Here is a 19,101-nt window from a genome sequence, read left to right on the forward strand (position 1 = left end):
CAGAACACCGTGGTGGACGGCAAGCCCGCTAACCTCGGGAAGGTTGTGGATAGTGTCGGCCGTACTCGGGTTGAGCTTGCCTGGACGGGAGACAGCAAGACCTACAGTCTGACCGTCACGGGCGAGCCGGGCAGCGACGTGGAGCGCAACGCCCGAGTGCTGCACGACATCGCCGCGGCCATCGTGGATTAGCGGCGGCGTATGCGTCATCCACGCATGGCGTGGATCTACTGCGGGTTCACGCCATCCGCGGTTTGGTAGATCCACGCCGCGCGTGGATGGGCTCTCTACAAAAACCCGCGCGCCCAATCAGGGCGCGCGCTTCGCATACCGCTGCGCGATTACACCGCAGACGATCAGCTGGATCTGGTGGTAGATCATCACCGGCAGCACGATCGCACCGAGACTGCCACCGGCGAACAGCACCTTGGCGATCGGCACGCCGGTGGCCAAGCTCTTCTTCGAGCCGCAGAAGACGATGGCGATCTCATCCTCACGGTTGAAGCGAAGGCGGCGGGCGATGAAGGTGATCAGCGGCATGGCGATGCCCAGCAGCACGGCGGCCACGACCGCCACGGCCAGCAGCGAGAGCAGCGGCGTCTTGCTCCACAGGCCCTCGGTGACGGCTTCGCCGAACGCCGAATACACCACCAGCAGGATCGTGCCCTGGTCGGTGTAACGCAGCAGCGCGCGCTGCTTTTCCACCCAACCGGCAATCCACGGCCGCAGCAGGTGGCCGGCCACGAACGGCACCAGCAGCTGCAGCATGATGCCGCCGATCGCATGCAGCGGGTCGTGCACGCCGCCGGAGGTGCCGGCCAGCGCAGTCAGCAGCAGCGGGGTGAGGAACACACCGAGGATGCTCGACAACGAGGCACTGCACACCGCTGCGGGCACATTGCCGCGGGCCATCGAGGTGAACGCGATGGACGACTGCACGGTGGACGGCAGGGTGCACAGGAACAGCACGCCCAGGTACAGCTCCGGGGTCAGCAGCCAGCCCGACAGCGGCTTGAACAGCAGGCCCAGCAGCGGGAACAGGAGGAAGGTGCAGGCGAGGATGGTCAGGTGCAGGCGCCAGTGCAGCATGCCGCCGATGATCGACTCGCGTGGCAGGCGCGCGCCATGCAGGAAGAACAGTGCAGCGATGGCGACGGTGGTGACATCGTCGAGGACGATGGCGGCGGCGCCCTGCATCGGCAGCAGCGAGGCCAGGGCCACGGTGCACAGCAGGGCGAGGGTGAAGTTGTCCGGTCGCAGGCGCGACCACCAGCGGGTCATGGTGTGCAGGGTCCTTGGTGCGGAGGGTTCAGGGCGAGGTGACCGGCGTGGCCAGGCGTTGGCGGGTGGCGGCTTCCAGCGAGGTCAGGCCAGCACGCTGGCCCAGCTGAAGGGCCTGTTCCGGGCTGGCATGTTCGTAGCGTGCGTTGACCAGGCCGAGCACGGCGCCGGCGCGGTTGCCGGACGCACAGTGCAGCAGCACCGGCCCCTGGCTCTGCCGCAGGGCCTGGTGCACAGCGCGCACGTTGGCGGCATCGAGCCCCTCGGCACCGGCTACCGGAATGCGCACATAGCGCAGGCCCAGCGATTCGGCTACGTGGGTTTCATCGAAACCCCGGTCCTCGCCGGGCTGGCGCAGGTCGATCACCGTGCGCACCCCCTGCGAGGCCAGTTCGCGCAGCTGCGCGGCCGAGGGTTGGCCGCCGGCATACAGGCCGGGGCGGACTTCATTGAGCGGGGCATCGGCGGCCAGGACCGCCGGCGGCAGGCAGAGCGACAACAACAGCAGGCAGGTCAGGCGCAGCAGCATGGTCCTCTCCGTGAAAGCGTTCTGCCCTCTACAGGCGCAGCCCGGCGCGGGCCTTCAGCAGCTCGCGCAGTTCGTATTTGTCAGTATCGTCCAGGCCCTGCTGGCGCTGCTTTGCCAACAACTCCTCCAGACGTTGCACCAGCAGCTGTTTCTCCAGCTGGGCCACCGCGTCGTGCAGTTCCTGGGTCCAGCTGGCCTCGGTGCCGGGCAGCGTCTGTGCCGCCAGCGTATGCAGCGAGGCCTGTTCTTCGCGGCCGTCGAAATGCTCCAGCAGGGCGCCGGTGCTGATGTCCGGGCGCTGCTCGACCAGCCCCAGCAGCTCCAGCAACAGCTCCACGCCCGGCAGGCGCAGGCCCTGGAAGTGATGCTTGCCGCCCAGCGTCAGCGCCAGCGACGGTTGCTGCAGCAGCACGGCGATCGCGCCACGCACCAGGCTGCGCTTGGCCACCGGCTGGATCGTGCGCGAGGGCTGGCGCTGCGGCTGCGGTGCGCGCGCGGCCTGGGCATTGCCGCCGAGGCCGGTCAGCTGTCCCAGCTGCTGCTTCATCAGATCGCCGAAGGCGCCATCGGGAATCTGCGCCAGCATCGGCTTTGCGCGTTCGGCCAGCCGGGCCTTGCCGTCCAGCGTGCCCAGGTTGATTTCGCGGGTCAGCTCGTCGAAGAAGAACTGCGACAGCGGCGTGGCCTGCTTCAGGCGCTCGTTGAACGCCTCGGCGCCTTCCTTGCGCACGATGGTGTCCGGGTCTTCGCCATCGGGGAGGAACAGGAAGAACGCCTGGCGGCCATCCTTCATGCGCGGCAGCACCGACTCCAGCGCCTTCCAGCCAGCACGGCGGCCGGCGGCGTCGCCGTCGAAGCAGAAGAACACGTCCGGTGCATTGCGGAACAGCAGCTCGGCATGATCCGGCGTGGTCGCGGTGCCCAGCGTGGCCACCGCCTGAGTGACGCCGAACTGGAACAGCGAGACCACGTCCATGTAGCCCTCGACCACGATCAAGCGCTCGATCTTCTGGTTGGCCTGGCGCACCTGCCACAGGCCGTACAGTTCACGGCCCTTGTGGAACAGCGCGGTCTCGGGCGAGTTGAGGTACTTGGGGCCGTCGTCCTTCTCGAACACGCGGCCGCCGAAGGCGATCACCCGGCCACGGCGGTCGAAGATCGGGAACATCACCCTATCGCGGAACTTGTCGTAGACGTGGCCACGATCGTTCTTGGAGAACAGGCCGGCGCGGTCGAGCAGTTTCATCTTGCGCTCGTCCTTGCCCAGCGCATCGCGCAGCCCGCTGTAGCCATCGGGCGCATAGCCGATCTGGAAGCGCGCGCGGTTCTCCTCGTCCACGCCGCGGCCATCAAGATAGCTGCGTGCCTTGTCGCTGCTTTCCAGGTTCTTCTGGAAGAACCTGGCGGCGGCATCCAGCGCCGAGAACAGCTCGCGGCTGTCGTCCTGCTGCTGCGGGCTGCGCGGGTTCTCGTTGCGCGGCACTTCCATGCCGGCGCGCTTGGCCAGCTCATCCACCGCATCGAGGAACTCGAGGCGGTCGTAGTTCATCAGGAAGCTGATCGCGGTGCCGTGCGCGCCGCAACCGAAGCAGTGATAGAACTGCTTGGTGGGCGAGACCGTGAACGAGGCCGAGCGCTCGTCATGGAACGGGCAGCGCGCGGCGTACTCCTTGCCTTGGCGCTTCAACGGCACGCGGCTGCCCACCACCTCGACGATGTCGGTGCGGGCCAGCAGGTCGTCGATGAAAGCGTCGGGGATACGGGCCATGGGCAACAGAGCAGGGCGCAGCCAGCAGGCCGCGCAGAGGGGAAGGCAGGTTCCCTAGTCTACTCGCTGGGGGCGGCTGGGCCCGCTTCTCCGGTGGTGTCCCCGCCCTTGGCCAGCTGCGCCCGGGCATACAGGCGTTCGTCGATCACCGCCGTCATCAGTGCGCCGACGAAGAACACCGCAGTGGCGTAGTAGATCCAGACCAGCGAGATCACCAGCGCTCCCATCGAACCGTAGGCGCTGCCCGGCGCCACGGTGGCGATGTAGACGCCGATGCCATAGCGGCCCAGCGCGAACAGTGCCGAGGTGATGGCGCCGCCGATGAAGGCTTGGCGCCAGGCCACGCGGCGGTCGGGCAGGTAGTGGTAGAGGAAGGCGAAGGCCAGCGTGTACAGCAGCAGCGAGGTGAGGTAGCCGATCGCCGGCAGCACCGACGGCAGCTGCGCGAACAGCACCTGCAGCGCGGTGGTGGCGGTCATCGACAGGATCAGCAGGAAGCCCAGCGCCAGCACCACGCCGAACGAGAACACGCGCTTGCGCAGCCAGGCCTTGATGCCGTCCAGGCGCTGGCCGCTGGTGTGGAAGATGCGGTTCAACGCATTCTGCAGCTGGGCGAACACCGCGGTGGCGCCGACGAACAGCAGCAGGGTGCTCCACAGCCCGGCCAGCGACCCCATGCTGGGCTGGCTGTTGGCGTTGTGCAGCACGGTGTCGGCGACGCTGGCCACGCTGCTGCCGGCCACTGAGCCGATCTGGCCGATCAGCGCCTGCTGTGCCGGCGGGTACAGCGAGGCGGTCAGCCACAGCAGCAGCACCAGCAGCGGGGCCATCGACAGCAGGGCGTAGAAGGAAACCGAGGCGGCCTGGGTCAGCACGTCGATCTCGACGAAGCGCTTGGCCACCGCCATCGGGAAGCTGTCCTGCAGCTTTGCCAGGCGTGATCGGACGGCAGGCAGAAAGGCGTGGGGATGCGGCATCGAAGCAGGAGAAGGCGGGTGGATGATGCTTTTTCTAGCAAATCAGGGCGGTGGGTTGGGTGAAGTGCCTATTCAGTACGGCGCCCCGTACATCGTCCGCGCTATCCTTCTGCCCGACCGTGAGCGCGCAGGGGGCTGCCGCCACGGTATCCGCGGCCGGCTGCCGATGCGCAGGGCCGCGACATTCCAATTTCTCTGCAAAAGGACGCGTTATGAAAGGGATGGTCTACACCACGATGGTGTTGCTGGCGACGGTGAGTGGTTCGGCGGCCGCCGCCTCAGCGGCCTGCGAGAAGGCATTCAAGACGGTAGGGGATCCGCGCAACGGCGCGATGTACATGGCCGATGTGACGGTGCCGGGGCTGAAGGTGCAGAGTGCACTGGACCAGCTGCGGCAGATCGGAGCGGAGGACCAGTTCGAGATCGGTGGCCAGCTGGTGGAAGGCAACACTGGCAACCAGTACCTGATCCAGACCAAGGGGCTACGTACGCCGCTGGTGCTGATCGGTACCGCCGACCACACCGGCCGGGTGACCTTGGCGACCAAGCTGGCGCGTGGCCAGACGATCGGCCAGGACGAGGCGCGGCAGTCGATGTGCGCGATGCTGGACAAGCTGAAGGGCGGCAGCCAGGGTGAAGCGCTTGCCGCCGCGGCGCGCGCGAAGCAGCCGATGCCTGCGCTGGAAGACGTGGCCGCACCGGACCTGTCCAAGAAGATGGGCAAGGAAGTGCGCTCCACGATGGCGGCCTACAACGCCGCCGGCAGCTTCAAGGACCTGATGCTGGGTACCACCACCAACAAGGAAGACCTGGGCGATCGTTCGGCCACCTTCCTGCCGCTGTACGCGAAATACATTGGCCGCCGGTACCGCATCGACGGGCAGATCTATACCGTCAACCGGAACAGCTATTCCACCCGCCCGGGCGAGGTGGGGTCGATCAACTACCTGGTGACGCCGGAACGCGGCCTGCTGCGGATCCGCCAGAACGACACCTTCAACAACAACAACTACACCATCCGCTGCGAGTTCGCGCCGGACCAGGCGGCCAACTTCAGCGTGCTGCGTGAGCGTGACTGGGCCAAGCTGGAAGGTGAGGTCAGTTCGATCGAAGGCAGCTCGATGACCCTGCGCAACTGCCGCCAGGCGTAATCGGCAGCGCCCCTGCCTGCAGCAATGACAAGGCCCGCATGGCGCGGGCCTTGTCGTGTGCAGCGGGGGGGCGGTGATCAGCCGGCCAGCGCCTGCTTGACCAGCTTGGACACCAGGCCCATGTCGGCCTGGCCGGCCAGCTTCGGCTTCAGTGCGCCCATCAGCTTGCCCATGTCGGCCGCGCCGGTGGCGCCGGTCTCGGCGATGGCGGCCTGCACGGCAGCCATGATCTCGGGTTCGCCCATCTTGGCCGGCAGGTAAGCTTCGATGACCACGATCTCGGCGCGCTCGATCTCGGCCAGGTCTTCACGCTTGGCCGCTTCGTACTGGCTGACCGAGTCCTTTCGCTGCTTGACCATCTTGTCGAGCACGGCGATCACGGCGGTGTCATCCAGCTCGATGCGCTCGTCCACTTCGCGCTGCTTGATGGCGGCATTGATCAGGCGGATCACGCCCAGCTTGTGCTTCTCGCCCGCCTTCATGGCGGCCTTCATGTCTTCGGTGAGCTGCTGCTTCATGCTCATGAGGAACCTCGTGGTGGTGGAGGGGCAGGGCGGATGCCCGAACCCGGAAACGCAAAAAGCCGGCGACGCTCGCGCGTGCCGGCTTCGGCTTCACCGCGGAAGGACGAGCCCGCCGCAATGAAGATGCGTCCGATCAGTACAGGCGCTGACGCTTGGTGACGTCGCGCGACGAGCGGCGCAGCTGACGCTTCACAGCAGCGGCAGCCTTGCGCTTGCGCTCCTGGGTCGGCTTTTCGTAGAACTCGCGCTTGCGGGTTTCGGCCAGCACACCGGCCTTTTCGCAAGTGCGCTTGAAGCGGCGAAGAGCAAACTCGAAGGGCTCGTTCTCGCGGACTTTGACGCTGGGCATGGAATCTCCGGGACACAGTAGAACCGGGTCACGCCCGGCGAGCCGCACATTATAGCGGCGAATAGACAAACTGCAAGCGGCCAACCCTGAATACGGGCCGGAAGTTCGAAAGCAGTGAGATCTGCACATCCCCCGAGGGGGCAGCAGGGGCGTCATAATAGCAGGCATGCGAGTCCTTGGCATCGAATCTTCCTGTGATGAGACCGGCGTGGCGGTGTATGACACCGACCTGGCCGGCAGCGCGGCCCTGCGCGCCCATGCGGTCTACAGCCAGATCGCCCTGCACGCCGAGTACGGCGGTGTGGTGCCCGAGCTGGCCAGCCGCGACCACGTCCGCAAGCTGTTGCCGCTGGTGCGGCAGACCCTGGCCGAGGCCGGGCTGGGCGTGGGCGACATCGACGGCGTGGCCTATACCGCGGGCCCCGGCCTGGTCGGCGCCCTGCTGGTGGGCGCGGGCGTGGCCCGCTCGCTGGCGTGGGCGCTGGAGGTGCCGGCGGTGGGCGTACACCATATGGAAGGCCACCTGCTGGCCCCGCTGATGGAAGACGATCCGCCGGAAGCGCCGTTCGTGGCGCTGCTGGTGTCCGGCGGCCATACCCAGCTGGTGGCCGTGGATGCCATCGGCCAGTACCGCCTGCTGGGCGAGACCCTGGACGATGCGGCCGGCGAGGCCTTCGACAAGACCGCCAAGCTGATGGGCCTGCCTTATCCGGGTGGCCCGCAGCTGGCCAAGCTCGCCGAGCAGGGGACGCCGGGCGCGTACCGCTTCGCACGCCCGATGACCGACCGCCCGGGGCTGGATTTCAGCTTCTCCGGCCTGAAGACCCAGGTCCTGATGGCCTGGCGCGACAGCGACCAGAGCGAGCAGACCCGCGCGGACATCGCCCGTGGCTTCGAGGATGCCGTGGTCGAGACCCTGTCGATCAAGTGCGAGCGCGCGCTGGAAGCGGCCGGGACCAACGTGATCGTGGTGGCCGGCGGCGTCGGCGCCAACAAGCGCCTGCGCGCGCGCCTGCAACAGATGGCCGAGCGCCTCGGCGGCCGCGCCTGCTTCCCGCGCCCTGCGCTGTGCACCGACAACGGCGCGATGATCGCTTTCGCCGGTGCACTTCGCCTGCAGGCCGGCCAACACAGCCCGCCGAAGGTGGACGTGACCCCGCGCTGGGACATGGCGACCCTGCCGGCGGTCTGATCCGGTAGCGCCGGGCCATGCCCGGCGAACGTATCACCGACGCCCTGCCAACGGCGACGCCGCCAACACCGTCGTCGCCCGCTCATGGCGCTGCAACCAGCCCAGCGTATGCGGGCAGCGGGCGTGGATCAGCCGCCCGATGGCGGCGAGGTCAGCGCCGATGTCTCGTTCCAGGATGGGTTCGTGGTGCGCGATGCGGTTGCGCAGGTGGCGGATGCGGTCGAGGTCGGCGTGGATGGACCGACGTAGGACGGAGAGCGGCGCTGAGGGGGCATGTGGCAGTGCCAGGCCCATGGTCCCGGCCCAGATCGAATGCTCGAACCGTCGAGCGAACAACTGCTGCCAGAAACCGAATCGCAGCTTGGCGATGACCTCCGGCACGTCCGTCGTGGCTCCAGCGCTGCCTCGGGCGTCGCATAGCGAGGCAAGCGGGCCTTCGGCAGGAAGGCTGCGCAGCAGCGCTGGATGCCAAGGCCAGCATCGACCGTAACGATGCCCCAGCGCGGTAGCGGCTGCATTGCGGATCACGACCTCGCAGATGTGCAACGGTGGCAGGAGAGCTGCACACATCTGCATGTTCCAGGCATAGAGCGTGGCCGGATCGGCTACGCAGCGGGAAGCGATGCGCTCGTAGGTCGACCATCTCTGCCGGGATAGGGCTGCCTGCAGGATCCTGCTTTCCTTCATCAACTCACTCCCAGGGAATGTGGCTTCACCTTGACCCTGGGAACGACGCAGGAACATCAGGAAACGGCATCCTGATCGTCAGTGTTTTTTGTAGAACGGCTCGGTTTTGCACCCGGCTGTCTGTCCTGACGCATTTGCCAATTGACCGGGCTTGGCGACACTTCTAACCTTGCAGCGTGTGCTCCGGGACTCGCGGCTGGATTCCAGCTTCCCCTGGGGACGTTGAGAGGTACCAAAGGGCCCCGCTAGCAGGGCCCTTTGTCTTTTCCGGGCCACGCGCCAAGTGGGACGCCTACCGCCCGTTCCGGGCAGGCTCACCGCCGTGCCGTTACCATGGTGGCTGTATTCCGGCTGGTAACCGCAATGGACAAGGTTTTCATCGAGGGGCTGACGATCGACGCCCTGATCGGCATCTACGATTGGGAACGACGGATCCGCCAGGACCTGGTGTTCGACCTGGAAATGGGCTTCGACAACCGTCGCCCCGCAGCTACCGACGACATTGCCCACACCCTGAACTACAAGGCGGTGAGCAAGCGCCTGGAGCAGTTCGTGCGCGAATCGGAGTTCGGCCTGGTGGAAACCCTGGCCGAGCGTTGCGCGCAGATCGTGCTGGACGAGTTCGAGGTGAAATGGCTGCGCCTGAAGCTGAGCAAGCCCGGTGCGGTGCGCGGCGCGCGTGCGGTGGGCGTGATCATCGAACGCACGCGAGACTGAACCGGCAGACCCGGCCGCCGGCCGGAAACCCTGGTAGTGCCGGCCGCTGGCCGGCAACCTCATCAACAATAATCAAGGAGACAACGGATGGTGGACGCGGTGGTGGCGGTACAGTGGCTGGAAAAGCTGCAGAACACACTGGAACCCTATCCCGGCGCCTACCTGGCGTTGATGATTACGGCGCTGCTGATCGCCGCCGGCCTGGCCAACTGGGTCACCAAGCGCATCCTGCTGCGCGGGCTGCGGCGCCTGCTCAGCCGCCTGCCGGGTGCCGATACCGGCCGCGGCAGCCACCTGATGCGGGTGATCTCGCGCCTGTCCAATGTGGTGCCCAGCCAGGTGATCGCCTCGGGCATCCGCATCGTGCCGGACCTGCCGCCGGGGCTGGTCAGCTTCATCATCGGCGCCTGCCAGGCCTGGGCGATCCTGACCGTGGTGCTGGCCATCTCGCATGCGCTGGATGCGGCCAACGATCTCTACGAACGCCGCCCAGAGGCACGCAACAAGCCGATCAAGGGTTACCTGCAGGTCGCCAAGATCGTCATCTTCGTGATCGCCGGCCTGTCGATCGTTGCCACCCTGGCCGGCGTCGACCTGCGCTATCTGGTCACCGGCCTCGGCGCCGCCACCGCAGTGCTGATGCTGATCTTCCAGGACACCATCCTGTCGCTGGTGGCCAGCGTGCAGATCAGCGGCGATGGCCGTGTGCGCATCGGCGACTGGATCGAGATGCCCAGCCAGAACGCCGATGGCGATGTCATCGACATCGCCCTGCACACCGTCACCGTACAGAACTTCGACAAGACCATTACCACCATCCCGACCAAGAAGCTGGTGACCGAGTCGTTCAAGAACTGGCGTGGCATGCAGGAGGCCGGTGGCCGCCGCATCAAGCGCGCGCTGTACCTGGACCAGCACAGCGTCGGCTTCCTGGACGAGGGTGACCTGGCCTTCCTCGGCCAGTTCGCGCTGCTGCGCGACTACCTGCGTGAGAAGGAACAGGAGCTGGGGCGGTGGAACGGTCGCCTGCGCGAGCAGGGCGTGGCCGAGGTCAACAGCCGCCGGGTGACCAACCTGGGCACCTTCCGTGCCTACGTGGAGCGCTACCTGCGCAGCCATCCGGGCATCCATACCGACATGACCCTGCTGGTACGGCAGCTGCAGCCGACCACCGAGGGCCTGCCGCTGGAGCTGTACTGCTTCACCCGCAGCACCGCCTGGGGCGAGTACGAGGCGGTGCAGTCGGACATCTTCGACCACCTGCTGGCGATCCTGCCGGCCTTCGGTCTGCGGGTGTTCCAAGCCTCCAGCGACGCCATGTTGATGGCCGGTCAGCGCCAGCTGGCCGGCTCGGAGTAAGCTGCGAGGCCTCCGGCCGGACCATACGGATCCGGCTGGAGATTGAAACTGAATGACGAAACCTCTCGCCAAATGGTTCCGGAACGCTAGAATGCCGGGCTTGTAAACGTTTTCATCAAGGACTGCTGGTGGCCTCCGATCGCATCGAATCCCTCATTGCCCAGATGACCGTCGAGGAAAAGGTCGGCCAGCTGGGTGTCTTCGCGGACATGGTCCGCCCGTTCGCCCCGGACGTGAACCCGGAAGCCAACGTGCGCAATGCCGACCAGGTGCTGCAGCAGGTGCGCGAGGGCAAGGTCGGCTCGCTGTTCAATGGTGTCGGTGCCGAGCTGGGCCGCCGCATCCAGCAGGTTGCCACCGAGGAGAGCCGGCTGGGCATCCCGGTGATCCTGGCTGCCGACGTCATCCACGGCATGCGTACCGTGTTCCCGATTCCGCTGGGCGAGGCCGCCAGCTTCGAACCGGACCTGGCCGAGCGCACCGCGCGCGCCACCGCCGTCGAAGCCACCGCTGCCGGCCTGCACTGGACCTATGCGCCGGCCGTGGATATCGCCCGTGACCAGCGCTGGGGTCGTGGCGCCGAAGGTGCCGGTGAGGACGTGGTGCTGGGCTGCGCGTTCGCCGCCGCCCGCGTGCGCGGCTTTCAGGGCAGCGACCTGCGCGCCGCCGATTCGCTGCTGGCCACGGCCAAGCATTTCGCCGCCTATGGCGCAGTGATGGCCGGCATGGAATACAACATGGTGGATATCTCGCCGCAGACCCTGCGCGACGTGCACCTGCCGCCGTTCAAGGCCGCCTTCGATGCCGGTGCGATCACCGTGATGTCCTCGTTCAACGACATCAACGGCGTGCCGGCCAGCGCCAATGCCGAGCTGCTGACCGACATCCTGCGCGGTGAGTGGAAGTTCCCGGGCGTGGTGATCTCCGACTACACCGCCGACATGGAACTGGTCGCGCACGGCTATGCCGCCGACGACCGCGATGCCACCGCCAAGGCGTTCACCGCCGGCCTGGACCTGAGCATGCAGAGCGGCTTCTACGCCGAGCACCTGCCGGGCCTGGTCGAGAGCGGCGAAGTGCCGATGGCGGTGCTGGATGAAGGCGTGCGCCGCATCCTGTGGCTGAAGGAAACCATCGGCCTGTTTGACGACCCGTACCGTTCGCTGGACCCGGCGCGCGAAGCCGATACCTCGCACATCGCCGCGCATGACGCGCTGTCGCGCGATGCTGCACGCCGTTCGATCGTGCTGCTGAACAACCGCGACAACGTGCTGCCGCTGCAGAAGACGGGGCAGAAGATCGCGCTGATCGGTCCCTTCGTGCAGGACCGGGAAAACATTGAAGGCTGCTGGACGCTGTTCGGCGACAAGCAGCGCTATGTAGACCTGGAAACCGGCGTGCGCGCCGCCATCGGCGACGAGGCGCTGCTGGAGATCGTGCCGGGCTGTGATCTGGAAACCGCCATTGCAGGTGGCACCGAAGCGGCCGTGGCCGCCGCGCTGCGCGCCGACGTGGTGGTGCTGGCGCTGGGCGAGCCGCAGCGCTACAGCGGTGAGGCGCAGTCACGCGTGGAAATCACCCTGCCGCCGGCCCAGCAGGCGCTGGCCGAGGCGGTGGCGATGACCGGCAAGCCGCTGGTGGTGCTGCTGCGCAACGGTCGCGCGCTGGCGCTGCAGGGCGCGGTGCGCAACGCGCACGCGGTGGCCGTCACCTGGTACCTGGGCACGCAGACCGGCCACGCCGTGGCCGACGTGCTGTTCGGCGATTACAGCCCGTCCGGCCGCCTGCCGGTCAGCTTCCCGCAGGTGTCCGGCCAGCAGCCGTACTTCTACAACCACCCGCGCACCGGCCGCCCCGAACTGCCGACCATGTCGGAGTTCAAGGCACGCTGGCGCGAGATTCCGAACGAGCCGCTGTACCCGTTCGGTCATGGCATCGGCTACGCCACGTTTGCCTACGGCGTGCCGCAGCTGAGCGCGGCCCAGCTCGGCTGGGACGACACCCTGACCGTGACCACCACGCTGACCAACACCAGCGCCGTGGCCGGTGAGGAAGTGGTGCAGCTGTACATCCACGACCGTGTGGCCAGCCGCGTGCGGCCGGTGCGCGAGCTGAAGGACTTCCGCAAGGTGGCACTGCAGCCGGGCGAGTCGACCGAGGTGGTGTTCACCCTGACCCGCGAGCAGCTGGCCTTCACCGGCCGTGACGGCGTGCTGCGCGCCGAGCCGGGCGTGTTCGACGTGTGGGTGTGCGCCTCGTCGGCCGCCGGTGACGCGGTGCAGTTCGAGCTGCTGAAGGCCTGATCGCGCCGCCTGGAACCGCCGGTCATGCATCCACGCATGGCGTGGATCTACTGACAGTGAGGCGCCGGGCATGCCCGGCGTCATCACCGCTGGCAAACACGCCGGGCATGGCCCGGCGCTACCATCGGGGCCTTGATCCGATGGAGTCCGCGCCATGCGCAAGATTGCTTTCCTGATTCCGGCCCTGCTGTTGGCGGCCTGTTCGCAGCCGGCACCGCCGGCCGGGCCTGCTGCCGATGCGCCGCCGCCGATGACCGGTTCCACGCCGGCTGAAGCAGCCGCCAGCACCACGCCTGACCCGGCCGCTGCGCCGCAGGCCACGGCCGAGCACGCGAGCGAAACTCCCGCGCCCGCCGCTGCCGCCGATGAAGGTGATGCGCGCGCGCGCATCGACAGTGTGCTGGGCGACGCCGCGCAGTACGAGAAGGTGTTCAACGCGTTCAAGACCGCCGTGGTTGGTGGTGATCGCGCTGCCGTGGTGGAGGAAGTGCGCTTCCCGCTGAACATTGCCGGCGGCAAGAAGATCACTGGCCCGGGTGAGTTCCAGCGCAACTACGAAAAGATCATCACCCCGGCGGTGGTCAAGGCGATGTCCGAACAGGAGTTCGGCAAGGTCTTCGTCAACCAACAGGGCGTGATGATCGGCGATGGCCAGGTCTGGCTGACCGGCGAGTGCCTGGACAAGGCCTGCGCGCGCACCGAGGTGAAGGTCGGCACCATCCAGTAAACGCAGACGGCCCCGCGTGATGCGGGGCCGTTCCATCAACGAAGTGCCGGCCGGCGGCCGGCACTGGCTCAGGCCTTCGGTGTCAGCTTCAGCAGGCGTGCCTTGCTGCCGTCTTCCAGCAGCCACAGTGCGCCGTCCGGGCCCTGTTCCACTTCACGGATGCGTTCGCCCATGTTGAAGCGTTCGGCTTCGCGCGCGCTGTCGCCATCAAAGGCCACGCGTACCAGTGAGGTCGATGACAGTCCGCCGATGAAGCCGCTGCCCTTCCACTGCGGGAACAGGTTGCCGCTGTAGATCACGAAGCCGGCCGGCGAGATCACCGGCGTCCAGGTCACCTTCGGCGCAGCAAATTCCGGGCGGGTGCTGTGGTCGGGAATCGGACGACCGTCGTAGTGGTCGCCATTGGAAACGACCGGGTATCCGTAGTTGGCGCCGCGCACGATCAGGTTCAGTTCGTCGCCGCCGGCCGGGCCCATCTCATGCGCCCACAACTTGCCCTTGGCATCGAACGCCATGCCGAGGATGTTGCGGTGGCCCAGCGACCACACCTGTGCGGCCACCCCGCCCTGCGAGGCGAACGGGTTGTCGGCGGGCAGGCTGCCATCGTCGTTGAGGCGGACGATCTTGCCGAGGTTGCCGCCCATGTCCTGGGCCGGGTCGAACTTCTGCCGCTCGCTGGAGCTGATCCACAGCTTGCCGTCCGGGCCGAAGGCGAGGCGGTGGCCGTAGTGGCCCTGGCCACTGACCTTGGGAGTCTGCCGCCAGATCACCTTCAGGTCCTTCAGCTGGCCAGCGCCGTTCGCGTCCAGCGCCAGCGTGGCGCGGGCCACGGCCGCACCGCGGGTATCCAGCGTGCCTTCCTCGGCATAGCTGAGGTAAACAACGTGATTCCGGGCAAAGTCGGGGTGAAGGATGATGTCGCCGAAGCCACCCTGGCCACCGTAGGCGACCTTCGGAACGCCGGTGATCTCGTGCTTCTGGCCGCTGGCCAGATCCAGGTGCTGCAGCTTGCCGCGCTTTTCGGTGACCAGCAGGCTACCGTCAGGCAGGAAGGTCATCGCCCACGGCTGGTCGAAACGGCTGACTTCGGTGGCGGTGAACGGACGCTGGTCGGCGGCGGAGGAGGCTGCGGGCGCGCTGGTCTGGGCGCCGTTGGCGGCAGGGTCGGCGGCATTGCAGGCGGAAGTGGCGAGGATCGGCACCAGGCCGAGGGCGAGCAGCAGGGGCGTGCGGGTCATGGGTATCTCCAGGGCGGGGATGCGGATGGCCGGGCTGTCCCTTGTATACCACTGGAGGCGTGATCGTCGTGGCCCGAAGGTCCTGCGCCCCCCTGTGCGACGGCGGCGGGATCGTCTAGGGTGGCACGCCCGGGCAAAGCATGCCCGCCTGCCTGCCAAGGATCTGCAATGAACACTGCCATGCCCCACAAGCCGTCCACCGCCTTCATCGCCGCCTCGTGGGTGGCCCTGCTGCTGGGCGCGGCGGCCTACCTGATCGGCCTGTTCAACGCCGCTACGATGGCGCTCAATGAAAAAGGCTACTACCTGACCCTGCTGCTGTTCGGCTTGTTCGCGGCGGTGTCGCTGCAGAAGAGTGTGCGTGACCGCGTCGAGGGTATTCCGGTGAGTGCGCTGTACTACGCGCTGTGCTGGTTCGCGCTGCTCTCGGCGCTGATGCTGCTGCTGGTTGGGCTGTGGAATGCCACCCTGGCATCGAGCGAGAAGGGCTTCTACGGCATGGCGTATGCGCTGTCGCTGTTCGGCGCGGTGGCCGTACAGAAGAACACCCGCGACCTGATCGCCACTGGCGGCGGTGAAAGCAAGCACAGCACAGGCGTGCCGCCGCTGCCGGAACAGGAGTGAGTGGGCAGAGCCGGGCCCGCGCTCGGCTCTCGGAGGATTTCTGCAGCGTCGAGCCATGCTCGACTCTCAGCCAAGCATAGGCTCGGCACTACGGGAAGCATGGCATTAACGCTTCAACTGCGGATCCGCCAACTGCGCGTCTTCCCAGCCACGGCGTACCGCGTTGCGTGCCTGTGCCCATTCAAGGCGGCTGTGACCACGCTCGTTGGCCCAGCGCGATTCCAGCTCGGCTTCGACCTGTTCGTAGGCACGGATCATGTCCTGCGCGCGGGCGGTGTGGCCGATGCGGTAGGCCGGCTCGTAGTCCTCGAAGAACAGCTGGTCGTCGTAGTACGGCTCGGCGCTGTAGCGCTCGCGCCAGTAGTTGGAGATGGTGTCGCGCGGCGTGCTGTCGTCCGGCACGCGGCCGGGGATCTGGTACTCGGTCATGGAAGGCTCCGTCGTGTACGAAGCCTGATCGTGCCTGCGTGACGGTTAACGGCCCGGTCCGGCAGCGTGATCACCAGATCAAACCGCCGGGCATGGCCGGACACTACCGGTCACCCGGCGTTGGCATCCTTTCGCGGCAGCTTGTAGATCACCGCGCCGATTGCAAACGCTACCAGTGCAGCGGCAATGTTCTGCCAGCTGGCACTGGCGAACAGCGCCAGGCACAGCAGCAATGCCAGTACCGGAATCAGCGGGCCGCCGGGTAGCTTCAGTGCGCCGGGGCGGTCGGCGAAGCGCTTGGCCAGCACCAGGACCGCGGCGGCGGTACCGATGTAGGCGAACAGGCGCGTGGTCATCGACAGCAGCGCCAGCTGCACGAACGAGCCGGACAGGGCCAGGCCGAGCGCGATCAGGCCCTGGCACAGGATCGACGCGGCCGGCGTGTGGAAGCGCGGATGCACCTGGGCCAGGATCTTCGGGCCGTAGCCATCGCGTGCCAGCGCGAACAGGAAGCGCGGGCCCATCATCATCGTGTTGCTGTTGGTGCCGAGGATGGAGATGGTCGCGCCGACAGTCAGGATCAGCGCCAGCGCTTCGCCACCGAAGCCGGCGGCGGCATCGGCCAGCGGCGTGGCCGAGCTGGCCAGCCCGGCCAGCGTGCCCTGTGCCACCACCTGTACCGCGCCGTAGATGACGGTGACGGTGATGATCATGGTGATCAGTGCAAACGGAATATCGCGGCGCGGATTGCGGTACTCGCCCGCCGCAGCGGGGATGTTTTCGAAACCGGCGTAGGCGTACAGCAGCAGGAGCGCGGCCTCGCCCATGCGTTGCAGGTCATGCGGGTCCGGGCGCTGGCCGGAGAACGCCAGCTGTGGGTCGATATAGAACGCACCGATGGCCACGAACAGCAGCAGGGGCAGCATCTTGCCGATCACCAGCACCACGCCGGTCCGCGCGGCCGAGCGCACGCCGATGATGTTGACGCCGGTCAGGAAGCCCAGCGACACCACGATGATCGCGATGCGCCCCATGCCGGCACCGGCCCATGGCCAGAACCGCGCGACCGCATCGGCCAGCGCATTGCTCAATGCGGCCGCCGAGCTGATGCGGGTCAGCCAGATCATCCAGCCGATCTCGAATCCGGCGAAGCGCCCGAACGCTTCGCGCGCATACAGGTAGCTGCCGCCGGGTTCATCGAAGTAGCTGGCGGCCTGGGCGTAGCACAGCACCAGCAGCGCGACGACGATGCCGGCGGCGACCACGCCCCACAGGCTGAAGGGGCCGAGCAGGGCGACGGTGGCGGCCGGCAGCAGGTAGATGCCGCTGCCTATCACATCGTTGATTGACAGGCCGACGATCTGCCAGCGGCTGACCGCGCGTTGCAGCTGCGGTTCGTCCTGCGCGCTCAACGGGCGTCTCCGCTGAGTGCGGGCAGCTGCCACTGGGCCTGCAGGCGTGTGTACTCGGCGCGCGGCAGCAGCACGAAGCGCGGCGCCTCCTGCGGGCGCAACCAGTCCAGCAGGGCCCGCATGCGTGCCTGCGGCATAGCGGTGCAGCCGGCCGTGGCCTCGCCGGGCTGGCGCCACAGATGGGCGAAGATGCAGCTGCCCTTGCCCGGCTGGTTGTCCGGATTGTGGGCGATCACGAAGCCTTCCTGGTAGCGCACGTCGCCCTTGTTGTGCAGGTCCAGCCGCATGGGCTCGGTGGAGCCCTTGATCGCCGCACTGCCGACTTTCCTTTCATCGACGATGCGGTTGTAGAACGGCGAGCCGGGTACGTCCATGCAGTAGCTGCTTTCAAGCATCGGCTGGTAGGCCATGGCCGTGCCTGGGCGTGTGACGGCATAGCCGAACGCGCTGCCGAGCGCGAACACGCCCGCCGGGCTGCGGCCATCGCCTTCCTGCTTCTGCGGGCCATCGGCCTGCGCCGGGTGCAGGCCCAGGCCCCAGGCACTGCCGGTGCGGCCAAGTGCCACCGGGAACGCCTCTCCATGCGCATGCCAGCCCTTGCCATCGCGCACATAGGCCTGCAGCTGGCCCTGGGTGCTGTCCCAGCCTTCGCTGGTGACCACGATCAGCTGGCGCGCACCCTCCAGCGGCGCGGCGTGGACGGACACCGCTGCAGCAAGCAGCAGCGCAGCGGTAGCGCGACGGACCAGCGATTTCATCAACAGGTGCTCCGGTCAGGAATCCAGCAGGTGATCGATCCGCTCCAGGTTCACCGCCAGCTGCTGCTGGCGGTCCGGATTGGTGTGGCAAAGCAGCACGAACAGGAAATCGAGCAGGGCATGCATGGCGCTACGGTACAGCAGCTGCGCGACCTGCGGCGTGCGATCGTGCGCGCACACCCCCAGTGCTGCGTCAGCATGCGCGCGCAGCGGGTTGGCGGTGTGGCGGGTGATGGAAATCACCTTGCCACCCATGTCCTGGAACTGCCGCGACAGCTGCGAAAGCTGCGGCAGGTTGCCGAATTCGGAGAACACCAGCAGCGCATCGCCGGGGCGTGCGGCCGACAGGTTGGCCAGCATCAGGATCGGGTCGGTATGCGGTACCACCAGCAGGCCGAGCAGCGACAGCCGCATGGCGAACTCGCGGGCATACAGGCCGTCGTCACCCAGGCCGTACACGAACAGCTTGGGCGCGCCGTCGAGCAGCTGCACGATGCGCTCGATTTCCTCGCGTGGGTTGGCCTGGCGGGTTTCCTCCTCGGCCTGCGCCTTGCTGCGGCGCAGGGCGTCGCCCAGGCGCAGGTAGTCATCGCCACTGTCGGGTTCGCTGGGGGCCTGTTGTGGATCGGCACCGGCGCGAGCCACATCCTGGCCGATCGAGTACTTCAGGTCCGGGTAGCCCTTGAAGCCGAGCTTCTGGCTGAACTTCACCACGCTGGACTGGCTGATGCCGAGCGCACTGGCCAGTTGCTGGGACGAGTAGTCGCGCAGCAGGTGGGCGTTGTCGAGGATGAAGTCGGCGATGCGTCGCTCGATGGCCGACATCTGCCCGCGCTCGGAACGGATCTTCAGCAGGGGCGGCATGCGGGGTTTCCGGGCATGTGTAGGCGCGTTGCGGCTGGCAGCGTAGAGCGTGTCATGGAATGGGTCGGGCGGGTCGGGTTTGCGGGGGACGCCGCACGTACGACCGAGGAGCACAGGGCACCGACGTGCGCAGCGCATCGGCTCGCGGCCGGCGGAGCGTTTCTTTTGGCTACTTTTCTTTCCGCAGAAAGAAAAGTAACGCCCGACCGAAC

General features: G+C 67.2%; 20 protein-coding genes. 8 read left to right on the forward strand and 12 right to left on the reverse strand.

The features are described from left to right. Positions 1 to 12 precede the first annotated feature (12 nt). A complete protein-coding gene (locus QZ853_RS17770; protein ID WP_295576476.1) occupies positions 13 to 192 on the forward strand; it encodes a hypothetical protein in 180 nt (59 codons plus the stop codon). A 117-nt stretch (positions 193 to 309) separates the two neighbouring features. Here QZ853_RS17770 and QZ853_RS17775 read toward each other — a convergent pair whose 3' ends face one another. The 4 genes from QZ853_RS17775 to QZ853_RS17790 are packed head-to-tail and all read right to left on the reverse strand — an operon-like array spanning position 310 to position 4,555. Beyond that, positions 310 to 1,281, reverse strand: a complete 972-nt coding sequence (locus tag QZ853_RS17775; protein WP_295576478.1) for a bile acid:sodium symporter family protein — start codon at positions 1,279 to 1,281, stop codon at positions 310 to 312. 28 nt (positions 1,282 to 1,309) lie between these two features. Next, on the reverse strand, positions 1,310 to 1,810 hold the full coding sequence (locus QZ853_RS17780; RefSeq protein ID WP_295576480.1) for a protein tyrosine phosphatase family protein: 501 nt from the start codon (positions 1,808 to 1,810) through the stop codon (positions 1,310 to 1,312). A 28-nt stretch (positions 1,811 to 1,838) separates the two neighbouring features. Continuing rightward, the gene (gene dnaG, locus QZ853_RS17785) at positions 1,839 to 3,578 is read right to left on the reverse strand and encodes a DNA primase (protein WP_295576482.1); all 1,740 of its coding nucleotides are present in this window, start codon (positions 3,576 to 3,578) and stop codon (positions 1,839 to 1,841) included. A gap of 59 nt (positions 3,579 to 3,637) precedes the next feature. After that, a complete protein-coding gene (locus QZ853_RS17790) occupies positions 3,638 to 4,555 on the reverse strand; it encodes a YihY/virulence factor BrkB family protein (protein ID WP_295576484.1) in 918 nt (305 codons plus the stop codon). Positions 4,556 to 4,767: 212 nt separating this feature from the next. On the opposite strand from QZ853_RS17790, the gene QZ853_RS17795 reads away from it, so the two are divergent. Further along, complete coding sequence (locus tag QZ853_RS17795) at positions 4,768 to 5,706, forward strand: hypothetical protein (protein WP_295576486.1); 939 nt, start codon at positions 4,768 to 4,770, stop codon at positions 5,704 to 5,706. Between the two features lie 77 nt (positions 5,707 to 5,783). Here the strand turns inward: QZ853_RS17795 and QZ853_RS17800 are convergent, their stop codons facing one another. Together QZ853_RS17800 and rpsU are read right to left on the reverse strand one after the other, a co-directional pair. Next, complete coding sequence (locus QZ853_RS17800) at positions 5,784 to 6,230, reverse strand: GatB/YqeY domain-containing protein (protein ID WP_295576492.1); 447 nt, start codon at positions 6,228 to 6,230, stop codon at positions 5,784 to 5,786. Between the two features lie 133 nt (positions 6,231 to 6,363). After that, complete coding sequence (gene rpsU / locus QZ853_RS17805; RefSeq protein WP_002808376.1) at positions 6,364 to 6,579, reverse strand: 30S ribosomal protein S21; 216 nt, start codon at positions 6,577 to 6,579, stop codon at positions 6,364 to 6,366. 166 nt (positions 6,580 to 6,745) lie between these two features. On the opposite strand from rpsU, the gene tsaD reads away from it, so the two are divergent. Then, entirely contained in the window at positions 6,746 to 7,771 is a 1,026-nt protein-coding gene (tsaD, locus tag QZ853_RS17810; RefSeq protein ID WP_106549719.1) for a tRNA (adenosine(37)-N6)-threonylcarbamoyltransferase complex transferase subunit TsaD, read from the forward strand. Positions 7,772 to 7,804: 33 nt separating this feature from the next. Here the strand turns inward: tsaD and QZ853_RS17815 are convergent, their stop codons facing one another. After that, positions 7,805 to 8,515, reverse strand: a complete 711-nt coding sequence (locus QZ853_RS17815; protein WP_345777921.1) for a hypothetical protein — start codon at positions 8,513 to 8,515, stop codon at positions 7,805 to 7,807. A 306-nt stretch (positions 8,516 to 8,821) separates the two neighbouring features. On the opposite strand from QZ853_RS17815, the gene folB reads away from it, so the two are divergent. The 4 genes from folB (at position 8,822) to QZ853_RS17835 (ending at position 13,564) form a co-directional block, all read left to right on the forward strand. Beyond that, positions 8,822 to 9,175 (forward strand): dihydroneopterin aldolase, encoded by a 354-nt coding sequence (gene folB, locus QZ853_RS17820; RefSeq protein ID WP_049465349.1) that lies wholly within the window; start codon positions 8,822 to 8,824, stop codon positions 9,173 to 9,175. 87 nt (positions 9,176 to 9,262) lie between these two features. Further along, positions 9,263 to 10,534, forward strand: a complete 1,272-nt coding sequence (locus QZ853_RS17825; RefSeq protein ID WP_295576509.1) for a mechanosensitive ion channel domain-containing protein — start codon at positions 9,263 to 9,265, stop codon at positions 10,532 to 10,534. 128 nt (positions 10,535 to 10,662) lie between these two features. Next, positions 10,663 to 12,837: a glycoside hydrolase family 3 N-terminal domain-containing protein gene (locus QZ853_RS17830; protein ID WP_295576511.1), complete on the forward strand. Its 2,175-nt coding sequence runs from the start codon at positions 10,663 to 10,665 to the stop codon at positions 12,835 to 12,837. A 154-nt stretch (positions 12,838 to 12,991) separates the two neighbouring features. Then, entirely contained in the window at positions 12,992 to 13,564 is a 573-nt protein-coding gene (locus QZ853_RS17835; protein ID WP_295568491.1) for a hypothetical protein, read from the forward strand. 68 nt (positions 13,565 to 13,632) lie between these two features. Here QZ853_RS17835 and QZ853_RS17840 read toward each other — a convergent pair whose 3' ends face one another. Next, complete coding sequence (locus QZ853_RS17840) at positions 13,633 to 14,802, reverse strand: PQQ-dependent sugar dehydrogenase (protein ID WP_295576513.1); 1,170 nt, start codon at positions 14,800 to 14,802, stop codon at positions 13,633 to 13,635. A gap of 168 nt (positions 14,803 to 14,970) precedes the next feature. Between QZ853_RS17840 and yiaA the strand changes: the two genes are divergently transcribed. Further along, positions 14,971 to 15,426 (forward strand): inner membrane protein YiaA, encoded by a 456-nt coding sequence (yiaA, locus tag QZ853_RS17845; RefSeq protein ID WP_295576515.1) that lies wholly within the window; start codon positions 14,971 to 14,973, stop codon positions 15,424 to 15,426. A 105-nt stretch (positions 15,427 to 15,531) separates the two neighbouring features. On the opposite strand, the gene QZ853_RS17850 is transcribed toward yiaA, so the two are convergent. The 4 genes from QZ853_RS17850 to QZ853_RS17865 all read right to left on the reverse strand — a co-directional run bounded on the left by QZ853_RS17850 (position 15,532) and on the right by QZ853_RS17865 (position 18,889). Further along, positions 15,532 to 15,855, reverse strand: coding sequence for a hypothetical protein (locus QZ853_RS17850; protein ID WP_295576517.1), 324 nt, complete (start codon positions 15,853 to 15,855; stop codon positions 15,532 to 15,534). Positions 15,856 to 15,965: 110 nt separating this feature from the next. After that, the gene (locus tag QZ853_RS17855; protein ID WP_295576519.1) at positions 15,966 to 17,267 is read right to left on the reverse strand and encodes an amino acid permease; all 1,302 of its coding nucleotides are present in this window, start codon (positions 17,265 to 17,267) and stop codon (positions 15,966 to 15,968) included. Further along, positions 17,264 to 18,025: a L,D-transpeptidase family protein gene (locus QZ853_RS17860; RefSeq protein WP_286070732.1), complete on the reverse strand. Its 762-nt coding sequence runs from the start codon at positions 18,023 to 18,025 to the stop codon at positions 17,264 to 17,266. The genes QZ853_RS17855 and QZ853_RS17860 overlap by 4 nt, the downstream gene beginning before the upstream one ends. A 15-nt stretch (positions 18,026 to 18,040) precedes the next feature. Beyond that, positions 18,041 to 18,889 carry a MurR/RpiR family transcriptional regulator gene (locus QZ853_RS17865; RefSeq protein WP_286070733.1) on the reverse strand — a complete coding sequence of 283 codons (849 nt, stop codon included), beginning with the start codon at positions 18,887 to 18,889 and terminating at the stop codon, positions 18,041 to 18,043. Between the last annotated feature and the right edge of the window lie 212 nt (positions 18,890 to 19,101).

The sequence above is a fragment of the uncultured Stenotrophomonas sp. genome (assembly GCF_913778665.1).
Classification (GTDB): domain Bacteria; phylum Pseudomonadota; class Gammaproteobacteria; order Xanthomonadales; family Xanthomonadaceae; genus Stenotrophomonas.